Genomic DNA, 17,169 nt, shown 5'->3' on the forward strand with positions numbered 1-17,169 from the left:
GCTTACCTGAGTGTGCGGTGAACAGAACTGTGAGTATCGTCCCCAATATAGCAATAACAATGGCGAACAACCTCCAAGGCTTACTGTCAAAAACATCCAACGTTATTGGTCATCCCTAAATTTATTGTGGCATCAGTCTGCTATTGGCCGAAGTCGGCCTCTACTACGAGCGTTATCAAAGTTGGATTTTCTTTGTTACAGATTCGCATCAGTGCTGGTTTTGGCTTCATTTATTAACAAGGATATAGTAAGCAAGGCCCAACATTAAGAGTGCCGAGAATAGGTACGCTAAAAGGAAGCAGTAAAATGGCCCCGGTGTATCGATCAACTTAATTATTGATGTCCCATAGGCTCGCGATGAAACTTCCAACTCACCGGTAAAGTAGGAATATCCCACATATCCTAATGTGCTGATTCCAGCCATCAGGACGAGCCAAGCCAAAACTCGAATATATCTAAGAGACATGCTTTATCTTTTGTAGTGAGCACATTGTTGCCGAATTGCACATCATTCCCCTGCGGCCCGCAAGAGGCAACGGTCTGTTAAGGGCCGGGTGGAGCCGCTTATACGAAGCCACCTTTGATGTCTGAGGTCGGCGCTGCAAGTTCCTCGTTTAACCGATTGAGCATTTTTTGCAAGGTAGCCGACTCCTCCGCAGCATTTTCAGGATGAAGGGCTCGCGCAATATGTCGAGCCGCATCAGCCAATATCACTCCCCAAGCCAGCTCCTCATCGACGCCCATTCCGTCCCGGTACATGCCGATCTTCAGCGAGCAATGTAGCTGCTTTTCAGCAACCCATACACGCAGCATTTCTACAGAAGCAGTATCTCTTTGTGCAGCGGCGGGTATTGGGCGTTCGTTCATAAAATCTATATTTAAAATTTCAATGGCTGCTTTTGGCCGAAGACCGCCGTCTTTATTCGACTGGAAGTGCTACAGCGTCGATTGATTTCGTTCGGTTTAACTTACGAACTGCAAATAGCATCGAAACTGGTACAGCAGCATGAAGCATAATTAGCCACCATAGGCTTGCAGTGTATGCATATCCAACAGTGAAAAGAAGTGACGTAATAATCGAGCCTGCAAACTGTTTTGAACTTTCAAAGCCATGTCCAGCTCCGTAAGCAATGGCCGCCAGAAGGATAGAAAATGGCAACCCCACCAAAGGTGTAAGCACCAGTATTAGATAGCCTCGAAATAGAACTTCCCACGTGGTAGTCATGCTGACCATGGTTATAAGGTAGGTCGCACTTTCCATTCGCGTCTGAGGCATTATGAACGGCAAATTTCGCAGTCTTTCGGCAAGCTTGTCGAGCTCTGCTGCAGACATCTTCGATTCCTGCCATGTCCCCAAAAAATGCATGACAGTTAATGCGATGAGAGCTATCCCTAGCCCCCAAGTCCCAGCGCTTGAGGGTGGAATAGCCAGCCCAAGCTGATGGGCAGAATGATTCTCTAGCCAACACACCAACAACAATGCTGCGAGATGAGCCAGGACATATCGCCCTTGTCTCCAGTAACTCTGTAGTGCAGATAGCTCTAACTTCGGTGCCTTTACCGATAAACTGCGCCGAATGCCATCAACCGGAAAATACACCAGCAAATACAAAGAAAATACTAGGTCGGCAAATGGTAGGCGAAAGAAATCTAGTGTCACTTCAATCCTCTTCGTGAAACGTGTGGCGATTGTGAGCTAAAAAACGTCTAATATTGGCCGATATGTTGGCCGCTCCGCGCTGGTGCTCAAAGAATATCATTTTGTCCATCTGAAAAATGCGCTAAATCTCACCGGCCTTAACGGCGACGGTGCACAAGAACCAGTGACTGCGGACGGTAAACGTAGGTGGCGGCACCCGATCAGAATGGGGGGCGGTGACTTATGAGAATTGGTGGCGGTGACTTATGAGAATTGGTGGCGGCAGTGATGAGAATATTTAAAGTGCCCACTAAGCCGATCTAGGCGCTTAGCGCTTACTCTGCCGGGCAAGGAAATCATTAATTGCCTTGGCGATCCAGGGCTTCTCGGCGCGCATGGCAAATTCGGCAGCAGTCTGATGGAAGCCGCCATCCTTGCGGCTGGCGTCGGCACCGCGTTCGAGCAGGAACATGACTGCCTTTTCCTGCCCCTCGCGCGCCGCCAGCATCAGCGGCGTCATGCCGGACGGCGCTTCCGCATCGATATGCGCATGGCGTTCCAGCAGTAGCTCCGCCACTTCGATACTGCCGGAAGCTACGGCATAGTGCAGTGCTGTCCAGCCCGCTTGCTCGACACGTGCGCCATGCGCCAGCATTTCCAGCACGGCGGGTTTGCTACCACGGAAAGCCGCCATCATCAGCGCCGTATTGCCATTCGGCGCCTGCGCTTCCAGATCGATGCGGGGATGCTTCATCAGTACGCTGGCGACGCGGTAGGCTTCGTAGCGCATCGCCACGATCAGCGCCGTCTCGCCAGCACTATCGCGCGCGTTCGGATTGGCACCACGGGCCAGCGCAGCGTTGACGCCGGAAACGTTATCCAGTTGCGCTGCACGCAGCAGCGTTACCTCGTCGTCCGTCTCGGCATGCGCCACCAGCGGCATCAGATTCCCAGCCCCCATCAGCGCCAGAACGGCTGAAGCAGCAAAACGGCGGCGACGCATGAAGATAGCCATGACGGAACTCCGGATTTAGGCCTGCAGTTTGAACAGTTGGAAGAAGTTGGCCGTGGTCTGCTGTGCCACCTGCTCGACCGGCACGCCTTTCAACTTGGCGATATATTCGCCCACATGGGCGACGAAGCCCGGCTCGTTCATCTTGCCCCGATACGGCACGGGCGCCAGATACGGCGCATCTGTTTCGATCAGAATGCGCTCCAGCGGCAGTTCCAGTGCCACCGCCTGTAATTCCTTGGCACTCTTGAAGGTCACGATGCCGGAGAAGGAAATATAGAAGCCCATCTCGATCGCTGCTCGCGCCACTTCCAGCGATTCGGTGAAGCAGTGCATCACGCCGGCCACGCCGCCCGCGTCAGTACCGGCGCCCTCTTCGCGCATGATGCGCAAAGTATCTTCGCTAGCGCTACGAGTATGGATAATCAGCGGCTTGCCGCACTGGCGCGAAGCACGGATATGGGTACGGAAACGCTCGCGCTGCCACTCCAGATCTCCTTGCAAACGGAAATAATCGAGCCCGGTCTCGCCGATGGCGATAATTTTAGGATCGTTGGCCAGTTCGACCAGCTGTTCCACGCTCGGTTCGGGCGTGTCCTCGTAATCGGGATGCACGCCGACCGACGCGTAGATATGCGGATACTGATGGGCCAGCGCCAGCACTTGGGGAAAATCCGGCAAATCCACCGATACGCACAGCGCATGGGTGACTTTGTTGTGGGCCATCTGGGCCAGCACTTCGGGCATGCGAGCAGCCAGCTCGGGGAAATTGATATGGCAATGGGAATCGATAAACATGCCGCGATTGTAACCCAAGCCGCCACTGCCCTGCAGCGCGGCAGCCACGCTACGCGTCAGGCTACCCGTTTGCCGAGAATGATCAGATCGCGCTCGACACCATCCAGATTGGCCACCTTGGGCAGCTGCGCCCACGTGGCAAAACCGAACTTATTGAACAAGCCCAGACTAGGCTGGTTATGCCCGAAGATGAAGCCGAGCAGCGTATGCACCTTGATGGCAGGTGCATGGGCGATAGCCTGCGCGATGCAGTAGCCGCCCACGCCTTTACCGCGCCACGCCTCGGCGATGTAGATGGAGATCTCCGCCGTGCCGGAATAGGCCGGACGGCCGTAGAAATTGGAGTACGACATCCAGCCCAGAATTTCCGGCTGCGCGGAACTATCGTCGGCACGCTCGATGATCCACAGCGGGCGCTTTTCCGGCGTATGGTCATGGAACCATGGCAGACGCGATTCGACCGAGACGGGCTCGGTATCGGCCGTCACCTCGCGCGATGCAATCGTGCTGTTATAGATGGCGACAATGGTTGGTAAATCTTCTAGATTGGCAATACGGTGGCGAAATTCGATGGTCATGGAATTCAGATGGTGTGGGTAGCGCGCGCAGAACGCAATGCCGCGCCAAGAAACTCTTCAATACGCTGACGGGCACGCTGGCCGCTTTCGTCGTCGGGGAAATGCACGCCTATGCCCTGCGCGCGGTTGTTATTGGCACCGGCAGGCGTGATCCACGCCACTTTGCCAGCAATCGGGTATTTATTGGGATCGTCCATCAGCGACAGTATCAGATAGATCTCGTCGCCGATCTTGTAAGGCTTCTGGGTCGGCACGAACATACCGCCATGCTTGAGAAACGGCATATAGGCCGCATACAGTGCGGCTTTTTCCTTGATCGCCAGCGACAGCACCGTCGGCCGCGGCTGGGCCGTGGCAGTCTGGGTGATGGGGTTGACGGTCGACATAATGGTTTCCTCAGGCACAGCTGGCCGCATAATCTAGCAGCATATCTTCCAGGAACAGCTTGGGCGACAGCGGATGTTCGGCCACGGCACGCCGCTCGTTGGCCCGCTTGATCACTGCCAGCAGCCGGCTCACATGGATCTTATCGGCCAATTGTGCCAGTTCCTTCTGATAGCGCGGATAGTAACGGATGTTTCCTGCCAGTTTGTAGGAAAACACATCATAAAGCCAGCGCTGCAAGCAGGAAACCTGCGTACTGAGTGGCAATTTCTGCAATTTATCGGCCACTTTCAGCGCACTTTCCACGCTAGGCCGTGCCAGCATCTGCAGCAATATCTCCAACTCCTCCCGATTACCGCCTTCCGACTGGGCCAGCGCCGTCAGCGGCGCACCGCCCTGCTCGCGCAGCCAGCTATCGGCATCCGGCACACCTTGCGCCTTGAGCCATGCCAGCGCTTCCTGATGGCTAGGCATGGGCAGGGCAAACTTGCGGCAGCGCGACAGGATGGTCGGCAGCAAGCGATCCAGACTGTTAGACGACAGCAGGAACACCGTACCCGGTGGCGGTTCTTCCAGCGTCTTCAGCAAAGCATTCGAAGCCGGCAGATTCAGCGCTTCGGCCGGATACAGCACCACCACCCGCAGGCCCTGCCGGTGAGTGGAAATGTTCATGAAATCGGCCAGATTGCGGATCTGCTCGATCTTGATCTCGCGCGAAGGCGCTTTACTGGATTTGGCCGATTTTTTCGTCTCGGCTTCCCCCTCTTCGCCTTCGGCCGGCAATTCATCTTCCAGCGCTTCGGGCCGCACACGGCGGTAGTCAGGATGGTTGGCTTGCTGGAACCAGCCGCAGGACGCGCACTGGCCACAGGCATGGCCATCGGGCAGCGCCGCTTCGCACAACAGGCTCTGGGCAAAGCGTTCGATAAAATCAGCTTTGCCCGTACCCGCCGCGCCATGGAACAGGATTGCGTGCGGCATACGGCTGCGCAGCGTCTGCAATTGCTGCCATGCGGATTGCTGCCATGGGTAGATGGAGTCGCTCATGCTCAGGCCGCAATCAACGCATCAAGAATACCGGCCAGTTCGAGCTGTATCGCTTCAATACTGCGGGTGGAATCGATGATGCGGAAACGCTCGGGGAACTGGGCGGCACGGCGCAGATACTCGTTACGGGTGGCAGCAAAGAAGTCCGCCTTTTCCTGCTCGAACTTGTCCAGATCGCGGGTGGCATCGAGACGGGCGCGTGCCACCTCTAGTGGCACGTCGAACAGAAAAGTCAGATCCGGTTGCAGGTCGGGATGGACCCACTGCTCCAGCGCATCCAGTTTCGCCAGCGACAGGCCACGGCCACCGCCCTGATAGGCGAAGCTGGCATCGGTAAACCGGTCGGACAGCGCCCACGCACCGCTGGCCAGTGCCGGCTCGATCACCTGGGCAATATGCTCGCGGCGGCTGGCAAACATCAGCAGTGCTTCAGTTTCCAGATGCATCTTTTCGTGCAGCACCAGATCGCGCAGCTTTTCGCCTATCGGCGTCCCGCCCGGCTCGCGCGAGCTGACCAGCGCGATGCCGGCGCGCTCGATATGCGCGCTGACAAAAGCGATATGGGTGGATTTGCCGGCACCGTCTATGCCTTCGAAAGTGATGAATTTACCGCGTTGTTGAGTCATTGATTATCTTTGGTACTTGTTGACGGCCCGGTTATGGTCCGTCAAATTATCGGAGAACTGGCTGGTGCCGTTGCCCTTGGAAACAAAATACAGCGCGCCCGTCTTGGCCGGCGCCAGTGCTGCGGCCAGCGACTGCAGACCGGGCAAAGCGATAGGCGTAGGCGGCAAACCATTGCGCGTATAGGTATTGTACGGCGTGTCCGTCTCCAGATCGGACTTGCGGATCTTGCCATCGTAGCGTGCGCCCATGCCGTAGATCACGGTCGGGTCAGTCTGCAGCATCATGCCGATTTTCAGGCGGTTGACGAACACACCGGCGATCATGCCCCGCTCGGACTTCTGCCCCGTTTCCTTCTCGACAATGGACGCCATGGTCAGCGCTTCATATGGACTCTTGTAGGGCAGCGCCGGATCGCGCTTGGCCCAGGCGTCGTTGAGACGGGTCAGCAGCATGGCGTGGGCCTGACGGAAGATATGCAGGTCGCTCGAGCCTTTGGCAAACAGGTAGGTATCGGGGAAGAACAGCCCCTCAGCCTGGGTATATTCGGAACCGATGGCGCTCAGCAGCTCCTTATCGCTGAGGGCGATGGAATCATGCTTGAGGCCCTGATGGGCAGCGACGGCGGCGCGCATCTGGCGGAAAGTCCAGCCTTCGATGATGGTCAGCTGTTCCTGCGCGAACTCGCCGCGCACCAGCTGGTCCAGCAGGCCCAGCGGCGTAGTGCCCGGTTTCAGTTCATAGGTACCGGCCTTGAGCTTGCCGCTCTTGCTGGTGATGCGTGCCAGCAAATTGAACAGCAAAGGCTGCACGGGGGCGCCAGCCTCGGCAATTTGCTGCCCTGCAGCATGCGCACCGCTGCCGGGTACGATGGAAAATTCTATCGGTTCCACTTCATCGCCGATGATGGGATGCTGCGACCAGTACATGAAATAGCCTGCGCTGGCCAGCGTGCCCAGAACGAGCAATATGAATATTTTCTTAACAAATGCCATGGTCAGAACCGGATGGTGGGTCTATTGTCGACTAAATCGCACAGCTTGCCAGTTCTTGGCTGACAGCGCCAGTGTCATGTTTTGCGCCGTGTCCGACGCGATCTGCTCGACATCACTATAATGAGCCCGTAATGATAATGCCTTAATCGTTAAATCGAAAAAATTATGTCTCTCTGGAACGAATTATTAGCGCCCAAGGCGCAGTCCCTGAACACCACCCAGCTGGCCGTCGGCTTTGTCGCGCCCATCCTCGATCAGGGCCTGATTGCGCTGGACGGCGAAGAATCCGCCCATTTCCTGCATGGTCAGCTGACCAATGACGTGGAACACCTCGGCAACGAGGAAGCCCGTCTGGCCGGCTACTGCTCGCCGAAGGGCCGCTTGCTGGCCTCCTTCCTGATGTGGCGTAGCGACAATACCCTGCTGCTGCAACTGCCGCGCGAAATACAGGCTGCCGTGCAGAAGCGTTTGTCCATGTTCGTGCTGCGCGCCAAGACTAAACTAAGCGACGCCAGCGAACTGCCTGCGCATCAGGTCGTTATCGGTCTGGGCGGCGGGCTGGCCGAAGCCGTGCTGCAGAACTGGTTCGAACCGCTGCCGGCACGTGCTTACGGCAAACTGAGCCACCCGCTCGGTACGCTGATCCGTCTGGCCGACGCGTTTGGCGCGCCGCGCTACCAGTGGCTGATGAGCGCGGAAGTAGCGCGCACCGTGCTACCGGAACTGGCCGAACGGCTGGCCGTGGGCGATGCAGCTAGCTGGCAGCTGTCGGCCATCCATGCCGGCGTGCCGCATATTAGCAAAGCGACACAGGAGCAGTTCGTGCCGCAAATGATCAACTTCGAACTGCTGGGCGGCGTGAGCTTCAAAAAAGGCTGCTACCCCGGTCAGGAAATCGTTGCGCGCAGCCAGTATCTGGGCAAACTCAAGCGCCGTACCACGCTGGTGACGATACAGGACGAGGCCGCTGTGGCTGGTGCCGAAGTGTTTGCCACGGCCGATCCGGAACAGCCCTGCGGCATGATCGTCAACACGGCGCCGAATGGTCGCGGCGGCATCGACGCGCTGGTGGAAATGAAGCTGGCCGCCATCGAAGCGGCATCGGTACGGCTCGGTTCGGCCAGCGGTACGCCGCTGGAATTCCACAGCATGCCTTACGTGCTGGACGCACTCGACGTCTGACATGGATCTGTATATCTATTACCGCGTCGCCGAGGCGCAGGCAGCCCCATTGCGGCCACAGGTAGAGGCCATGCAGGCGGCACTCGCTAGCAGCCACGGCGTGCAGGGGGCACTCAAACGCCGTCCGGACAGCAAGGATGGCTTGCAGACGTGGATGGAAGTGTATGGCGCTGTGCCGCCCGGATTCGACAGCGCGCTGGCACAGGCCGTAGCCGCCGCCGGTCTGGCCGAGCTGACCAGCGGCGAGCGCCATACCGAAGTCTTTGTGGATGTTCGCCCATGTGCCTGATCGTCTTTGCATGGCAGGTAGTGCCGGCCGTCCCCCTGATCGCGGCGGCGAATCGCGATGAATATTACCAGCGCGCTACGGCGCCGGCTGGCTACTGGCCCGAGCACCCGCGCATCTATGCAGGGCGCGACCTGCAGGCCGGTGGTAGCTGGATGGGTATCACCCGCGCGGAAGATGGCGGCGCCAGTTCGCGTTTCGCCGCCATTACCAATATCCGCGCACCGGCCGAACATCGCGACGATGCGCCGTCACGCGGCGGGCTGGTGGCCGATTTTCTGGCGGGCAGCATGACGCCGGAGCAGTACGTGGCCCAGATCCGGCCACAGGCGGACGCCTACAACGGGTTCAATCTGGTGCTCAGTGATGGTCACAGCCTGATCTGGTACTCGAACCGGGGCGACGGCGATGCCCGCAACGGCAAGCCGCTGGAACCGGGCGTGTACGGGCTATCGAATGCGCTGCTGGATGCGCCATGGCCAAAAGTCGTCAAGACCAAGGCGCAGTTTGCCAGCCTGCTCTGTCTGGGTGCGCCCGACGAAGCCTATTTCGAAATGCTGTCCGACACCACGCAGGCACCCGATATGCGCCTGCCAGAAACCGGCGTATCGCTCGATGTCGAACGCATGCTGTCGGCTGTGCGCATCGAAAGTCCAGCCTATGGCACGCGCACTTCAACGGTGGTAAAACTCTACGCGCAAGCGCCCGCCACTCTGCACGAAATGCAGGTGCACTAAGCTGTCAGGCCATGCACCTGATCGCTGTCAGGCGCCGATCAGGCCCTGACCGCAGACACGGATAGTGTTACCAGTAATGCCATACGCAGCGGGTGTGGCGAGGAAGGTAATCAGCTCGGCCGCATCGCGTGGCTGACCACCCTGCTGCACGGAATTCAGCCGCCGCCCCATCTCGCGCATCATGAATGGCATCTTGGCTGTCATGGCCGTTTCGATAAAGCCCGGCGCCACCGCGTTGATGCAGATGCCGCGCCCGCCTACACGGCCGGCCTGCGCCGCCACATAGGCGGTGAGCGCCGCCTTGGTATAGGCATAGTTGGTCTGGCCGAAATTGCCGGCGATGCCGCTAATCGACGATAGACAGACCACACGGCCGCCGTCGCGCACCGTGCCATCCTGCAGCAGCACACGGTCGATCTCGCTGATGGCGCGGAAATTCACCGCCAGCACCTGATCCCACTGCTGTTCGCTCATATTGGCGATGGTTCGGTCGCGGGTAATTCCGGCGTTGTGGATCAGAATATCCAGGCCGCCAAAACGTTCGCGGAAATAGTCTGCCAGTCGGGCCGGTGCATCCGCGCCAGCAATATCGAGGGCAAGCGGCAGTGCGCCGATACGGGCGCAGGTCTGCTGCAGTTCCTGTTCCATGGCCGGCACGTCGAGGCACACCACCTGCGCGCCTTCCTGTAGCAGACGCTCGGCAACAGCCAGTCCGATACCGCGCGCACTGCCCGTGACCAGCGCCACCTTGCCTGCCATTGCGGCGTTCAAGGGCAGCGCGGCCGGGGCCGTCGCAGTGCTGCGCACCGTCACCGCCTGACCGGATACATAGGTGGTCTGCACGCCGCAGAAGAAGCGCACCACGCCTTCCAGCCTATCGACCGCATCGCGCGCTACATAGGCCAGATTCACCGTGATGCCTTTGCGTCCCAGTTCCTTGCCCAGCGAACGGGCAAAGCCTTCGACGCCACGCGCCGTCGCCAGCGCAAGGGGATCGGCCGCCGCGTCGCACAGGGCCGCGACGATCAGTACCCGCCCATTCACGGCGATCTTGCGTGCTGCCGCGTGAAAAGCTTCATACAGCGCGCGGGCATCATCGGGCGTGGCGCAGCCGCTAGCATCGAACGCAACGATATCGAGTTTGGCCTCCGTTGGCGCTGCCAGCGGCTCGCCGCCACCATTGCGCAGCGCCTGTAGCAAGGCCGTTTCGGCATAGCTGTGTGCTGCCGCCTGTACCAGTATCCGCTTGCCCGCAAACGGCGTGGCCACGTAGCCGCCGTCGGCGCGTGCCAGCGTGACCGGATTGGGCAGCCCCAGTGCCCGTACCAGCGGGCCAGTCAGCGGATTGCGGTTCAGAGTAGAGAGAAAATCAGCCATCTTTGCCTTTCGGATGTCAGTAGCGGTAGACCATATTGATATGGGCGATGCCGGCTTCATAGAATTCGTCGCCTTCGATCACAAAGCCATGGCGCTCGTAAAACGGCGCGGCATGGCTCTGCGCACTGAGCGCCAGCACGCGGTCACCGCGCGCATGGGCTTGCGCCATCAGTGCCTGCAGCAACAGGCCGCCGACGCCCGCACCGCGCGCCACTTTGCGCACTGCCATGCGGCCTATGTGACCGTCCGGCAGTAAGCGTCCGGTACCCACCGGCTGACCGGCCCCGTTGTAGGCAATAGCATGCAGGCAGACGGCATCCATCTGATCCATCTCCTGTTCGGCAGGCACGTTTTGCTCCTGCACAAACACTTCCATGCGGATAGGCTGCGACAGTGCTTTCTGGCTAGCCCAGTCACCCACAGTCACGCGGTATTGTTGTTCGCTCATCAGATCAGTTTCACCAGTTGTTTGCCCAGATTCTGCCCTTGCAGCAGGCCCATAAAAGCGCGCGGCGCCGCCGCCAGCCCCGTTGCCACGCTTTCGTGGTACTTCAGCTTACCGTCGGCCACCAGTTGCGCCAGTTCCTGCAAGCCTTGTGGCCACAGATCCATGTGCTCGGTGACGATGAAGCCACGCAGACTGAGGCGGTTAATCAGCAGGATGCGCGAATTTTTAATTGGCATTTCCTGTCCGTTAAAGCCGCCGATCAGGCCACACAGCGCGATACGGGCAAACGCATTGGTACGCGCCAGCGCTGCCTCCAGCGTGGCGCCACCCACGTTTTCGAAAATCCCGTCCACCCCGTCCGGCGTTGCCGCTGCCAGATCGGCCTCCAGCTGGCCTGCCTTGTAGTCGATGCAGGCGTCGAAGCCCAGCACATCCACCACATGGGCACATTTTTCCGGCCCGCCGGCGATCCCCACCACGCGGCAGCCACGCAGCTTGGCCAGTTGCCCCACCACGCTGCCGACTGCCCCACTGGCCGCCGACACCACCACCGTCTCGCCCGCCTTAGGCAGAATGATATGGTTCAGCCCATACCATGCAGCCATGCCGGGCATGCCGGCTGCGCCCAGATAGACCGACAGCGGCAGCGCCGCAACATCGAGCTTGCGCAATGCGGCACCGTCGGCCACGCCCATTTCCGCCCAGCCCAGCAAGCCTGCGGCGTAATCGCCTACGGCGTAGCCTGCGTGACGGCTGGCTACCACCTGACCAACCGTGTTTCCTATCATGGTGTGATCAAGCGCCTGCGAACTGGCATAGCTCTTGGCTGCACTCATACGCCCCCGCATATACGGGTCCAGCGACAGATAATGATTGCGCACCAGAACTTCACCTTCGGCCAGTGCCGGCACCGCCACTGTCTCCAAGCGGAAATTTTCTTCGACGACAGGCCCACGCGGACGGGCAGCCAGTACGATGCGCTGATAATTTGCAGGAATTTCCAGCGTCATACTGCCGACACCCCGCCATCGACGGCCAGAATCTGGCCGGTAATGTGCTTGCCAGCGTCGGAGGCGAACAGCACGGCTGCCCCCTTGAGGTCTTCATCATCGCCCAGACGGCCCAGCGGCGCGTCTTTGGCCAGTTGATCGGCGCCCATCTGGGCCAGCAGACCGTTGGTCATCTTGGATGGGAAGAAGCCCGGCGCCAGCGCATTGACAGTGATGCCGAAACGGCCCCATTCGCCTGCCAGCGTACGGGTGAAGTTGACCACCGCACCTTTCGAGGTATTGTAGGCGATGGTCTGCATGGTGCCCGGTGGATTACCGGCCAGCCCGGCGATGGAGGCGATATTGATGATGCGGCCATACTGGCGCGGGATCATGGAACGCTTGCCCACCAGTTGCGAGACGAGAAAAATCCCGCGGATATTCAGATTCATCACCTTGTCCCACGCTGCAACCGGGTGATCCTCGGCCGGCGCACCCCAGCTAGCGCCAGCGTTATTAATCAGGATATCGATGTGTCCCAGTTGCGCTAGCGCCGCCGTGACCAGCGCATCGGCATCGGCCTCGCTGGACAGATCGGCCGCCACCGCGCTGGCATCGATGCCGCGTGCCTTGAGAAACTGCACAGCCTCATCAAGCTCGGCCTGCTTGCGCGCCGAAACCACCACACGCGCGCCCTGCTCGCCCAGCGCCAGCGCCATCTGCAGGCCCAGCCCACGGGAACCGCCCGTTACCAGTGCCGTTTTACCGGCCAGAGAAAACAATTCCTGAGTAGTACGCATAACTCAAACCTCGTAGTCCATGCACTGGCGCGCTTCGCGCACGGCGCCGAAGAACGGTTTCAGTGCCACATGTTGGGGATGGTGCTGGTAGGCGTCCAGCGCCGCCTTGTCAGCAAATTCGGAATACAGCAGCACATCGTAAGTGGCTTCCAGTCCCGGCTGCGCCACCACGGCTTCCAGCTTGAGGATGCCCGGCACCAGCGAGGCGCAGGCATCGAGCATGGTTTTCATCTTGACGGCATTGGTGGCGCGGTCGGCGCCCTCGGCATGCTCTTTGAGCTTCCACATGACGATGTGCTTGATCATAGTGTCCCTATCCGGCGCAGCAAGCGCCGTGCTTGTTGATGTCGCGCGCAGCATACCCCTTTTAGGGCGCCAGCACCACCGTCAGCAAGCAGGAATGCCCGCTCAGACCACCTCGAACAGACCGGCAGCCCCCTGACCGCCGCCGATACACATGGTCACCACCACGTATTTCACGCCGCGCCGCTTACCTTCGGTCAATGCATGACCGGTCAGACGAGCGCCGGACACACCATACGGATGGCCTACCGCAATCGCGCCGCCATTCACGTTCAGACGATCCATCGGAATGCCCAATCTATCGGCGCAGTACAGTACCTGCACGGCAAAGGCTTCATTGAGCTCCCACAGGCCGATGTCTTCCACCTTCAGACCGGCTTTTTTTAGCAGCTTAGGGATGGCAAACACGGGCCCGATGCCCATCTCATCCGGTTCGCAGCCGGCCACGGCAAAGCCACGGAAGATGCCCAGCGGTTGCAAGCCCTTGGCGGCAGCCGTCGCCGCGCTCATCACGATCGCCATCGAAGCGCCATCCGAGAACTGGCTGGCGTTGCCGGCACTGATCACGCCACCGGCCAAGGCGGTGCGGATCTTGGCCACGCCTTCGTACGTCGTATCGGCACGGATACCTTCGTCGGCACTGATGGTCACTTCGCGCGACAACAGCATGCCGCTGGCCTTGTCGGCCACGCCCATCACCGTCGTCATCGGCACAATCTCGGCATCGAAGCGGCCGGCAGCCTGCGCGGCCGCAGCACGCTGCTGGCTCTGCACGCCGTATTCATCCTGACGCTGACGGCTGATACCGTAGCGCTGAGCCACGGTCTCGGCGGTCTGCAGCATGGGCCAGTAGAGTTCAGGCTTGTGTTGCGCTAGCCACACTTCCTTGTACATGTGCAAATTCATTTCCTGCTGCACACACGAAATCGACTCAACGCCGCCAGCGGCATAGATCTCGCCTTCGCCCGCCATGATGCGCTGGGCCGCCGTGGCAATGGTCTGCAAACCGGACGAACAGAAACGGTTGATCGTCATGCCGGCCGTGGTGACTGGGCAACCAGCGCGCAGGGCAATCTGGCGGGCGATATTGCCGCCCGTAGCGCCTTCCGGATTGGCGCAGCCTACCAGTACGTCTTCCACTTCGCCCGCTTCGAGGCCGGCGCGGCTGATCGCTGCCTGCAGCGCATGGCCGCCCAGCGTGGCGCCGTGGGTCATATTGAAAGCGCCTTTCCACGACTTGGCCAGCGGGGTACGTGCCGTCGAAACGATTACAGCATCCATCATCGGAGTCTCCGTTATAGGTTAGATGAGCCAGCATAGCACACCTGACGCAGAATAAGCACGATCGTTCGATAAACCCTGTAAGCCGCCGGTAAGTTATACGCAAGCACTACGTAAGTTACGCGGCTCACACTGAGGCTAGGCTAGTGAAGTTGCAATCTTTCCGGCCATAACTATAAAAAATTCAGGAGACCAACATGGTGCGAGGCGCAACAAGTCGCCCACAGCATCCATCCGTGCCGCTATCTACCCAGGAGCGCAAGGTCATCATCGGATCGTCCCTCGGCACCGTGTTCGAGTGGTACGACTTTTATCTGTATGGTGCGCTGGCGCCGATTATCGCCAAACAGTTTTTTGTCGGCGATAGTACGACCAGTTTTATCTTCGCCCTGCTGGCCTTCGCTGCCGGCTTTCTGGTGCGCCCGTTCGGCGCATTGGTGTTCGGTCGCCTGGGCGATCTGGTGGGCCGCAAGCACACCTTTCTGATCACCATATTCATCATGGGCGGCGCGACTTTTCTGGTCGGGCTACTGCCGGCCTACCACGCTATCGGCATTGCGGCGCCCATCAGTCTGGTGATACTCCGGGTGTTGCAAGGGCTGGCGCTGGGCGGGGAATATGGCGGTGCGGCGACCTATGTGGCCGAGCATGCGCCGGAAGGCAAACGGGGGCTGTTCACCTCCTGGATACAGACCACGGCAACACTGGGCCTGCTGCTGTCACTGCTGGTGATACTGGGCACCCGCATGGCCACGGGCGAAGCGGAATTTGCCCACTGGGGCTGGCGCGTGCCGTTTCTGGTGTCCGTCATCCTGCTGGGGATCTCCGTCTGGATCCGCATGTCCATGGGCGAATCGCCCATGTTTGCCCGCATGAAGGCGGAAGGGCGCGGTTCCAGTGCGCCGATCAAGGAGGCTTTCGGCCACTGGCCCAATCTCAAGCTGGCCATCGTTGCCCTGTTCGGTCTCACCATGGGCCAGGCCGCCGTCTGGTACACCGGGCAATTCTATGCGCTGTTCTTCATGACCCAGACTCTGAAGATCGACGGCGCCACCGCCAATCTGATGAGCGCCATGTCGCTGGCGCTGGCCACGCCTTTCTTTATCGTGTTCGGCCGTCTGTCCGATCGTTACGGCCGCAAATGGATCATACTCAGCGGATGTGTGCTGGCGGCTGCCACCTACTTCCCCCTGTTCGGCGCGCTGACGCACTACGGCAATCCGGCGCTGGAAACCGCGCTGGAAAACGCCCCCGTCAAGCTGATTGCTGATCCCGCCTCCTGCCATTTCCAGTTCAGCCCTAGCAACACCATCCGTTACCCCTCCTCGTGCGACATTGCGGCCAGCCTGCTGTCGAATGCTTCGGTCGCCTATGCCCATGAGGACGCTCCCGCCGGCAGCATCGCCCGCATCCGCATCGGCAGCACCGAACTGCAAGCCTTCAACGCCAGTATGACGCCCAGCGGGCTGGATTTTGATCTGCCCAGCAAGCTGGCCGAAGCGCAGTTAAAGAAGGCGCTGGCCGTCAGTATCAAGGCCGCCGGCTATCCTAGCCGCGCCGACGAAAGCCAGATCAACAAACCCATGGTGGTGGCCGTGCTATTCGTACTGGTGCTGTATGTGACCATGGTGTACGGCCCGATTGCTGCCATGCTGGTAGAAATGTTCCCCACCCGCATACGCTATACGGCCATGTCGCTGCCCTATCATCTGGGCAATGGCTGGTTTGGCGGCCTGCTGCCGACGGTCTCGTTTGCGCTGGTGGCCTATAAAGGCGATATCTACTACGGCCTGTGGTATCCCATCGCCATCGCCTTGCTGACGGCGGTGGTCGGCACCCTGTTCCTGCATGAAACGCATGGACCGCTAAAAACAGCAAAGGCCGCACAGGGCGGCCTTGAGGATTAATCCCTGAGGGAATTAAGCAGCTTGCTTGCGGCGACGAGCCAGCGCGCCTACCATGCCCAGACCAGCCAGCAGCATGGCATAGGTTTCTGGTTCAGGTACGGCGGCCACGTTGGACGAAGTGAACTCTACGCGCAGGCCGGTAGGGTTGCCACTCGAACCAGCAAAGTTGGTTACAACGAATTCCAGCTTGTTATCACCGGCGACAAAACCATTGCCTGCGGTGGTGCTGAAGTTGCTCCAGCTGGTGAAACCGCCAGCGCTACCGATCTGGGTGCCGTTCAGCAGAACCACAGCCGAGTTATCGGCGGCAAAGCGGCCAGCCAGTGCAGCGCTGGTGGCGTCGTAGCCGGCCAGATTGAAGTTCAGGGTGTAGGTATAGGTGCCGTTCGACGATGGGTCGAAGCTCTGGGCCTGATTGCTGGTTGGCGTGATCCATTTGGAGTCAGCCGTGTTGGCCAGCCATGGGGAGATCGGCCATACGTTGTTGACCGTAATAACAGGGGTCGATACCACGCCTTTGTTGCTCAGCGAATAGTTGCTGTCTGCAGTGCCACTAGCGCCTACGCCGGTGTTGACCAGACCATTGATGCTGGCAGCGTGTGCCGAAGTGAAGGCGGTTACAGCGATGAAGGCGGCAATAATCGTACGTTTCATAATTTCCCCATGGATGTTTTGGATTAAAAAGGGCGCTAGCCTCACTCGTACAAACTTAACCGGAGGAAACTTTCGCTACCATGGAGAAATTATAGCAAGTATTTTGCAGAAATGTTCACGCAATGAAA

The 17,169-nt window shown here is 59.4% G+C and carries 20 protein-coding genes; 4 read left to right on the top strand and 16 right to left on the bottom strand.

Going from position 1 to position 17,169, the window contains the following annotated elements:
• Positions 1-564: 564 nt before the first annotated feature.
• From ABNT42_RS14605 to mltG, 9 genes are all read right to left on the bottom strand, one after another.
• The gene (locus ABNT42_RS14605) at positions 565-867 is read right to left on the bottom strand and encodes a DUF5076 domain-containing protein (protein WP_348698126.1); all 303 of its coding nucleotides are present in this window, start codon (positions 865-867) and stop codon (positions 565-567) included.
• 52 nt (positions 868-919) lie between these two features.
• The gene (locus ABNT42_RS14610; RefSeq protein WP_348698128.1) at positions 920-1,660 is read right to left on the bottom strand and encodes a CPBP family intramembrane glutamic endopeptidase; all 741 of its coding nucleotides are present in this window, start codon (positions 1,658-1,660) and stop codon (positions 920-922) included.
• A 307-nt stretch (positions 1,661-1,967) separates the two neighbouring features.
• On the bottom strand, positions 1,968-2,654 hold the full coding sequence (locus ABNT42_RS14615) for an ankyrin repeat domain-containing protein (RefSeq protein ID WP_348698130.1): 687 nt from the start codon (positions 2,652-2,654) through the stop codon (positions 1,968-1,970).
• 15 nt (positions 2,655-2,669) lie between these two features.
• Positions 2,670-3,449 carry a TatD family hydrolase gene (locus tag ABNT42_RS14620; RefSeq protein WP_348698133.1) on the bottom strand — a complete coding sequence of 260 codons (780 nt, stop codon included), beginning with the start codon at positions 3,447-3,449 and terminating at the stop codon, positions 2,670-2,672.
• A gap of 56 nt (positions 3,450-3,505) precedes the next feature.
• Positions 3,506-4,027: an N-acetyltransferase family protein gene (locus tag ABNT42_RS14625; protein ID WP_348698135.1), complete on the bottom strand. Its 522-nt coding sequence runs from the start codon at positions 4,025-4,027 to the stop codon at positions 3,506-3,508.
• 5 nt (positions 4,028-4,032) lie between these two features.
• Positions 4,033-4,413, bottom strand: a complete 381-nt coding sequence (locus tag ABNT42_RS14630) for a PilZ domain-containing protein (protein WP_348698137.1) — start codon at positions 4,411-4,413, stop codon at positions 4,033-4,035.
• Between the two features lie 10 nt (positions 4,414-4,423).
• A complete protein-coding gene (locus tag ABNT42_RS14635; protein WP_348698139.1) occupies positions 4,424-5,458 on the bottom strand; it encodes a DNA polymerase III subunit delta' in 1,035 nt (344 codons plus the stop codon).
• A 2-nt stretch (positions 5,459-5,460) separates the two neighbouring features.
• Positions 5,461-6,084 carry a dTMP kinase gene (gene tmk, locus ABNT42_RS14640; RefSeq protein WP_348698141.1) on the bottom strand — a complete coding sequence of 208 codons (624 nt, stop codon included), beginning with the start codon at positions 6,082-6,084 and terminating at the stop codon, positions 5,461-5,463.
• A 3-nt stretch (positions 6,085-6,087) separates the two neighbouring features.
• On the bottom strand, positions 6,088-7,077 hold the full coding sequence (gene mltG / locus ABNT42_RS14645) for an endolytic transglycosylase MltG (RefSeq protein WP_348698143.1): 990 nt from the start codon (positions 7,075-7,077) through the stop codon (positions 6,088-6,090).
• Positions 7,078-7,242: 165 nt separating this feature from the next.
• Between mltG and ABNT42_RS14650 the strand changes: the two genes are divergently transcribed.
• The 3 genes from ABNT42_RS14650 to ABNT42_RS14660 are packed head-to-tail and all read left to right on the top strand — an operon-like array spanning position 7,243 to position 9,282.
• Positions 7,243-8,259: a folate-binding protein gene (locus ABNT42_RS14650; RefSeq protein WP_348698145.1), complete on the top strand. Its 1,017-nt coding sequence runs from the start codon at positions 7,243-7,245 to the stop codon at positions 8,257-8,259.
• A gap of 1 nt (position 8,260) precedes the next feature.
• Positions 8,261-8,548: a DUF4936 family protein gene (locus ABNT42_RS14655; RefSeq protein WP_348698147.1), complete on the top strand. Its 288-nt coding sequence runs from the start codon at positions 8,261-8,263 to the stop codon at positions 8,546-8,548.
• A complete protein-coding gene (locus ABNT42_RS14660; protein WP_348698149.1) occupies positions 8,539-9,282 on the top strand; it encodes an NRDE family protein in 744 nt (247 codons plus the stop codon). Before ABNT42_RS14655 ends, ABNT42_RS14660 begins: the two co-directional genes overlap by 10 nt.
• 27 nt (positions 9,283-9,309) lie before the next feature.
• Here the strand turns inward: ABNT42_RS14660 and ABNT42_RS14665 are convergent, their stop codons facing one another.
• The 6 genes from ABNT42_RS14665 to ABNT42_RS14690 form a co-directional block, all read right to left on the bottom strand.
• Positions 9,310-10,659 carry a 3-oxoacyl-ACP reductase gene (locus tag ABNT42_RS14665; protein WP_348698151.1) on the bottom strand — a complete coding sequence of 450 codons (1,350 nt, stop codon included), beginning with the start codon at positions 10,657-10,659 and terminating at the stop codon, positions 9,310-9,312.
• A gap of 16 nt (positions 10,660-10,675) precedes the next feature.
• Positions 10,676-11,107 carry a GNAT family N-acetyltransferase gene (locus ABNT42_RS14670; RefSeq protein WP_348698153.1) on the bottom strand — a complete coding sequence of 144 codons (432 nt, stop codon included), beginning with the start codon at positions 11,105-11,107 and terminating at the stop codon, positions 10,676-10,678.
• Complete coding sequence (locus ABNT42_RS14675) at positions 11,107-12,117, bottom strand: NADP-dependent oxidoreductase (RefSeq protein ID WP_348698155.1); 1,011 nt, start codon at positions 12,115-12,117, stop codon at positions 11,107-11,109. The genes ABNT42_RS14670 and ABNT42_RS14675 overlap by 1 nt, the downstream gene beginning before the upstream one ends.
• Positions 12,114-12,896 (bottom strand): SDR family oxidoreductase, encoded by a 783-nt coding sequence (locus ABNT42_RS14680; protein WP_348698156.1) that lies wholly within the window; start codon positions 12,894-12,896, stop codon positions 12,114-12,116. Before ABNT42_RS14680 ends, ABNT42_RS14675 begins: the two co-directional genes overlap by 4 nt.
• Positions 12,897-12,899: 3 nt before the next feature.
• Complete coding sequence (locus ABNT42_RS14685) at positions 12,900-13,202, bottom strand: Dabb family protein (RefSeq protein WP_348698158.1); 303 nt, start codon at positions 13,200-13,202, stop codon at positions 12,900-12,902.
• 102 nt (positions 13,203-13,304) lie between these two features.
• Positions 13,305-14,483 (bottom strand): acetyl-CoA C-acyltransferase, encoded by a 1,179-nt coding sequence (locus ABNT42_RS14690; RefSeq protein WP_348698161.1) that lies wholly within the window; start codon positions 14,481-14,483, stop codon positions 13,305-13,307.
• Between the two features lie 194 nt (positions 14,484-14,677).
• Between ABNT42_RS14690 and ABNT42_RS14695 the strand changes: the two genes are divergently transcribed.
• Entirely contained in the window at positions 14,678-16,387 is a 1,710-nt protein-coding gene (locus ABNT42_RS14695; RefSeq protein WP_348698163.1) for an MFS transporter, read from the top strand.
• Positions 16,388-16,399: 12 nt separating this feature from the next.
• Here ABNT42_RS14695 and ABNT42_RS14700 read toward each other — a convergent pair whose 3' ends face one another.
• Positions 16,400-17,041, bottom strand: coding sequence for a PEP-CTERM sorting domain-containing protein (locus tag ABNT42_RS14700; protein WP_348698165.1), 642 nt, complete (start codon positions 17,039-17,041; stop codon positions 16,400-16,402).
• Positions 17,042-17,169 lie beyond the last annotated feature (128 nt).

This window comes from Duganella fentianensis (assembly GCF_964031615.1).
GTDB lineage: Bacteria > Pseudomonadota > Gammaproteobacteria > Burkholderiales > Burkholderiaceae_D > Rugamonas > Rugamonas fentianensis_A.

Bases quoted from the DNA above. Each gene is read 5' to 3' on its own strand.
- mltG (WP_348698143.1), bottom strand. From the start codon at position 7,077: ATGGCATTTGTTAAGAAAATATTCATATTGCTCGTTCTGGGCACGCTG.
- ABNT42_RS14660 (WP_348698149.1), top strand. From the start codon at position 8,539: ATGTGCCTGATCGTCTTTGCATGGCAGGTAGTGCCGGCCGTCCCCCTG.
- ABNT42_RS14615 (WP_348698130.1), bottom strand. From the start codon at position 2,654: ATGGCTATCTTCATGCGTCGCCGCCGTTTTGCTGCTTCAGCCGTTCTG.
- ABNT42_RS14625 (WP_348698135.1), bottom strand. From the start codon at position 4,027: ATGACCATCGAATTTCGCCACCGTATTGCCAATCTAGAAGATTTACCA.
- ABNT42_RS14690 (WP_348698161.1), bottom strand. From the start codon at position 14,483: ATGATGGATGCTGTAATCGTTTCGACGGCACGTACCCCGCTGGCCAAG.
- ABNT42_RS14680 (WP_348698156.1), bottom strand. From the start codon at position 12,896: ATGCGTACTACTCAGGAATTGTTTTCTCTGGCCGGTAAAACGGCACTG.
- ABNT42_RS14665 (WP_348698151.1), bottom strand. From the start codon at position 10,659: ATGGCTGATTTTCTCTCTACTCTGAACCGCAATCCGCTGACTGGCCCG.
- ABNT42_RS14635 (WP_348698139.1), bottom strand. From the start codon at position 5,458: ATGAGCGACTCCATCTACCCATGGCAGCAATCCGCATGGCAGCAATTG.
- tmk (WP_348698141.1), bottom strand. From the start codon at position 6,084: ATGACTCAACAACGCGGTAAATTCATCACTTTCGAAGGCATAGACGGT.
- ABNT42_RS14655 (WP_348698147.1), top strand. From the start codon at position 8,261: ATGGATCTGTATATCTATTACCGCGTCGCCGAGGCGCAGGCAGCCCCA.
- ABNT42_RS14650 (WP_348698145.1), top strand. From the start codon at position 7,243: ATGTCTCTCTGGAACGAATTATTAGCGCCCAAGGCGCAGTCCCTGAAC.
- ABNT42_RS14630 (WP_348698137.1), bottom strand. From the start codon at position 4,413: ATGTCGACCGTCAACCCCATCACCCAGACTGCCACGGCCCAGCCGCGG.
- ABNT42_RS14700 (WP_348698165.1), bottom strand. From the start codon at position 17,041: ATGAAACGTACGATTATTGCCGCCTTCATCGCTGTAACCGCCTTCACT.
- ABNT42_RS14670 (WP_348698153.1), bottom strand. From the start codon at position 11,107: ATGAGCGAACAACAATACCGCGTGACTGTGGGTGACTGGGCTAGCCAG.
- ABNT42_RS14695 (WP_348698163.1), top strand. From the start codon at position 14,678: ATGGTGCGAGGCGCAACAAGTCGCCCACAGCATCCATCCGTGCCGCTA.
- ABNT42_RS14620 (WP_348698133.1), bottom strand. From the start codon at position 3,449: ATGTTTATCGATTCCCATTGCCATATCAATTTCCCCGAGCTGGCTGCT.
- ABNT42_RS14685 (WP_348698158.1), bottom strand. From the start codon at position 13,202: ATGATCAAGCACATCGTCATGTGGAAGCTCAAAGAGCATGCCGAGGGC.
- ABNT42_RS14605 (WP_348698126.1), bottom strand. From the start codon at position 867: ATGAACGAACGCCCAATACCCGCCGCTGCACAAAGAGATACTGCTTCT.
- ABNT42_RS14675 (WP_348698155.1), bottom strand. From the start codon at position 12,117: ATGACGCTGGAAATTCCTGCAAATTATCAGCGCATCGTACTGGCTGCC.